A 3,968-nucleotide genomic window follows, 5' to 3' on the forward strand; every position below is an offset into this window, starting at 1 on the left:
CCGTTAAGACGGAATACGATATTCACAATCAACCCGTTGCCCGGTTTGCCTGCCTCGTAGCGCCATTTACGCATCGCCGATTTCACTTCACGCTCAAACATGTTTGATGGCTGGGCGGAGAGGATCTGCACGTTATCCACGCGACCGTCAGCGGTGACGTCAAACTTCACGCGCACGCGGCCTTCAATGCGCAGCGCCTGGGCGCGGGCCGGATACTGCGGCTGGCTGCGCGCCACCGCACGCGGGCCGCTCGGCACGGACGCCACCGGTTTGCTGGTCGCCGGTGCGCTGTTGGTCAGCGGGCGCGACGGTGCGGTATTGGTCAGCGGCGCAGATGGACGCGTCTCTACCGGGCGAACGTCACGCTTCGGCTGCTCGACCTTCTTCTCAACCTTTTTCTCCGGCTTCGGTTTAGGCTTCGGCTTGGGCTTCGGTTTTGGCTTTTCAATCACCACCGGTGCTTCTTTAGGCGGCTCGGGGATGGGTTCTGGCTCCGGCTCCGGCTCGGGCTCTACCACCGGCTCCGGTGGAGGCTGCACCACCTGCGGCGGCTCTAGCTCGGCAGGCGTAACCATAGTGACGGCAATAGGCTGCGCGGGAGCGGGCATTTCAATAACCTGATGTACTGAGGTGTAAAGCAGGGTCGCCACAACAGCACCATGAATACCAACAGACAGCAGCGTCGGCCAGGGAAAGCGGCGAGGTAGATCAAGGGTCATTGCAGTCATAATCGTTTCAGTTGAAAAACCATGTCCTGATTTTAAATGCAAATAGCAATCATATTCAATAAGCCATCACACCTATCGCGCATTTTAGCCGTTGCGGTCAATTTTCCCGGTCCAGTTTTGGCTTTTCAGGGCGCATAAAATCAAGAGGGTAGCGTGCGGCCAGCAAGGTGTGTTAGCGTCCTGGAGTCATTTTACCATTTCAGGAGCTATGCCCGTGCTTTATGTGATTTACGCTGAAGATATTGCCAACTCACTTGAAAAACGTCTCTCTGTGCGTCCGGCGCACCTGGCGCGCCTGCAGCTGCTCAGCGACGAAGGTCGCCTGCTGACGGCGGGCCCAATGCCTGCGGTAGACAGTAACGATCCGGGCGCGGCTGGGTTTAGCGGCTCGACGGTGATTGCGGAGTTTGAATCGCTGGAAGAGGCAAAAGCCTGGGCGGAGGCCGATCCTTACGTGGCGGCGGGCGTTTACCAGACCGTGTCGGTTAAGCCGTACAAAAAAGTCTTCTAGTCTTAAAGACTGAGGGCACCAAAACGTGCCCTCAGACGATCTCAGTACGGGGTAATAGCGAACAGCAACGCGTTGCGTTGGCGGTTCAGCACGCACTTTCTGATAGAGTGGATGCGCATATTACGACGCGACTGGCCTTCCAGCCAGCGGGCTTTACGGCGACTCGCCTGACGAAGCATCCGCCAGCGCCCCACTTCCGTTCTACTACGCTTCATGACAGCAACTCTGCTAATAACGAAGGCGTTATTATAGACCCTTGCCGACGCCGTACCAGCGCTTTCTCGGCCGTTTTTATTTGCCAGATGGATGCTTATGCGTACACTCAGTGTATGGCGTACTGAAAAGGATTTTTTTAACTATGACAACCTTCTACACCGTTGTGAGTTGGCTGGTCATTTTAGGATACTGGCTGCTAATTGCCGGGGTGACGTTACGCATCCTGATGAAGCGCCGCGCCGTCCCTTCAGCTATGGCCTGGCTATTAATTATTTATATTCTGCCGCTGGTGGGGATTATCGCCTATCTATCGTTCGGTGAGCTGCATCTTGGCAAGCGGCGGGCCGAGCGTGCCCGCGCCATGTGGCCCTCCACCGCCAAATGGCTCCACGATCTTAAAGCCTGCAAGCATATCTTTGCCGAAGAGAACAGCCCGGTGGCTGCCTCGCTGTTTCAGCTTTGCGAGCGCCGTCAGGGGATCGGCGGCGTCAAAGGTAACCAGCTTCAGCTCCTGACCTCCTCTGATGATGTAATGCAGGCGCTGATCCGTGACATCCAACTCGCCCGTCATAATATCGAGATGGTGTTCTATATCTGGCACCCCGGCGGGATGGCGGACCAGGTCGCCGAGTCGCTGATGGCGGCCGCCCGGCGCGGCGTTCACTGTCGGCTGATGCTCGACTCAGCCGGCAGCGTGACCTACTTCCGCAGCCCGTGGGTTGCCATGATGCGCAATGCAGGTATAGAGGTGGTGGAAGCGCTGAAGGTAAACCTGATGCGTGTCTTCCTGCGCCGAATGGATCTGCGTCAGCACCGCAAGATGGTGATGATTGATAATTACATTGCCTACACCGGCAGTATGAACCTGGTGGATCCGCGCTTTTTTAAGCAGGACGCAGGCGTTGGCCAGTGGGTTGATCTGATGGCCCGCATGGAGGGGCCGATCGCCACCTCCATGGGCGTGGTCTACTCCTGCGACTGGGAGATTGAGACCGGCAAACGTATTCTTCCCCCGCCGCCAGATAACAACGTCATGCCATTTGAGCAGGCCAGCGGCCACACTATTCACACCATCGCCTCCGGCCCTGGCTTTCCAGAAGATCTGATCCACCAGGCGCTGCTGACCGCGGTTTACGCCTCGCGGGAATATCTGATCATGACGACGCCCTATTTTGTGCCGAGTGACGATCTGTTGCACGCCATCTGTACCGCTGCCCAGCGCGGCGTGGACGTGAGCATTATTCTGCCGCGCAAAAACGACTCCCTGTTAGTGGGCTGGGCCAGCCGGGCTTTTTTCAGCGAGCTGCTGGCGGCCGGGGTGAAAATTTATCAGTTTGAAGGCGGCCTGCTGCATACCAAAAGCGTGCTGGTGGACGGTGAGCTGAGCCTGGTAGGCACGGTAAACCTCGATATGCGCAGCCTGTGGCTCAACTTTGAAATCACGCTGGTCATTGATGATGCCGGTTTTGGCGGCGATCTGGCGGCGGTGCAGGATGACTATATCTCCCGCTCCCGGCTGCTGGATGTCACGCGCTGGCTGAAACGTCCGCTATGGCAGCGGATTGTCGAGCGACTGTTTTACTTCTTTAGTCCGTTGCTGTAAAACGTGCCCATTAGCGATTAAACCAGGGTGTAACTATGGAAATGGATCTGAACAATCGCCTGACTGAAGATGAAACGCTTGAGCAGGCCTACGATATTTTTCTTGAACTGGCGATGGATAATCTCGATCCGGCAGACGTGATCCTTTTTAACCTCCAGTTCGAAGAGCGCGGCGGCGCGGAGCTGTTCGATCCGGCCGAAGACTGGCAGGAGCATGTCGATTACGATCTGAACCCGGACTTCTTCTCAGAAGTGGTTATTGGCCTGGCAGATACCGACGGGGGTGAAATCAACGACATCTTCGCCCGCGTGCTGCTCTGCCGCGAGAAAGACCACAAGATTTGCCACATCCTGTGGCGTGAGTAATCCCCTTGCGCGGTGAACGCCGCGCTATGTCTCTTCTGGGTAGGTCTCTTCTGGTTGGGGCAGCCGTTCCCCGCAGCGCATGCAGTAGTGTGCCTCCGCGTTATGATCCTGCAAATGGCAGCGCGGACAGCTGCGGGCACGCTTTCTCTGCTGAAGTTCATTGCTCATCTGCGCCGTCAGGATCCCTGTCGGAATTGCTATCACCGAGTAGCCAATCAAAATCAGCACCGAGGCCACAAACCGCCCGGCAACCGTGTGCGGGGTAATATCGCCGTAGCCCACCGTGGTCACCGTTACCACCGCCCAGTAGACCGCCACGCCCAGGCTGGTAAAGCCGCTCGCTTCCCCTTCAATGGCGTACATCAGCGCCCCGGCTGACACCATTACAATACCGACAAACGCATAGAACAGAATAAGCTGGTGTCGGGCATTGATGACCGCGCGCCAGAGACTATGCAGCGCAGGCATATAGCGCAGCAGCTTGAGAATGCGCAGCACGCGTATCGCCCGCATCGCCCGCCAGGCAAAGAAGTAGTGAATAGCCA

General features: G+C 57.1%; 6 protein-coding genes. 3 read left to right on the plus strand and 3 right to left on the minus strand.

Annotated elements, in window-relative coordinates; translation table 11 throughout:
• On the minus strand, positions 1-719 hold a 719-nt coding region (gene tonB / locus FN633_RS02615), incomplete at its 3' end, for a TonB system transport protein TonB (RefSeq protein ID WP_208674154.1).
• Between the two features lie 223 nt (positions 720-942).
• Between tonB and FN633_RS02620 the strand changes: the two genes are divergently transcribed.
• The gene (locus FN633_RS02620) at positions 943-1,239 is read left to right on the plus strand and encodes a YciI family protein (protein WP_154056634.1); all 297 of its coding nucleotides are present in this window, start codon (positions 943-945) and stop codon (positions 1,237-1,239) included.
• A gap of 41 nt (positions 1,240-1,280) precedes the next feature.
• Here FN633_RS02620 and FN633_RS02625 read toward each other — a convergent pair whose 3' ends face one another.
• Positions 1,281-1,454 (minus strand): YciY family protein, encoded by a 174-nt coding sequence (locus FN633_RS02625; protein ID WP_131406028.1) that lies wholly within the window; start codon positions 1,452-1,454, stop codon positions 1,281-1,283.
• A 143-nt stretch (positions 1,455-1,597) separates the two neighbouring features.
• Here FN633_RS02625 and cls point away from each other — a divergent pair, with 143 nt between their 5' ends.
• Positions 1,598-3,058: a cardiolipin synthase gene (gene cls / locus FN633_RS02630; protein ID WP_042394389.1), complete on the plus strand. Its 1,461-nt coding sequence runs from the start codon at positions 1,598-1,600 to the stop codon at positions 3,056-3,058.
• Between the two features lie 35 nt (positions 3,059-3,093).
• On the plus strand, positions 3,094-3,423 hold the full coding sequence (locus tag FN633_RS02635) for an HI1450 family dsDNA-mimic protein (protein ID WP_042394392.1): 330 nt from the start codon (positions 3,094-3,096) through the stop codon (positions 3,421-3,423).
• A 24-nt stretch (positions 3,424-3,447) separates the two neighbouring features.
• Here FN633_RS02635 and FN633_RS02640 read toward each other — a convergent pair.
• Positions 3,448-3,968, minus strand: a 521-nt coding sequence (locus FN633_RS02640) for a potassium channel family protein (protein ID WP_154058801.1), incomplete at its 5' end; no start/stop codon positions are given.

Source organism: Pseudescherichia vulneris, from assembly GCF_902164725.1.
Taxonomy (GTDB): Bacteria; Pseudomonadota; Gammaproteobacteria; order Enterobacterales; family Enterobacteriaceae; genus Pseudescherichia; species Pseudescherichia vulneris.

What these genes read in the sequence shown, in the direction of transcription:
- FN633_RS02625 (WP_131406028.1), bottom strand. Translation starts at nt 1,454, where the DNA reads ATGAAGCGTAGTAGAACGGAAGTGGGGCGCTGGCGGATGCTTCGTCAG.
- cls (WP_042394389.1), top strand. Translation starts at nt 1,598, where the DNA reads ATGACAACCTTCTACACCGTTGTGAGTTGGCTGGTCATTTTAGGATAC.
- FN633_RS02635 (WP_042394392.1), top strand. Translation starts at nt 3,094, where the DNA reads ATGGAAATGGATCTGAACAATCGCCTGACTGAAGATGAAACGCTTGAG.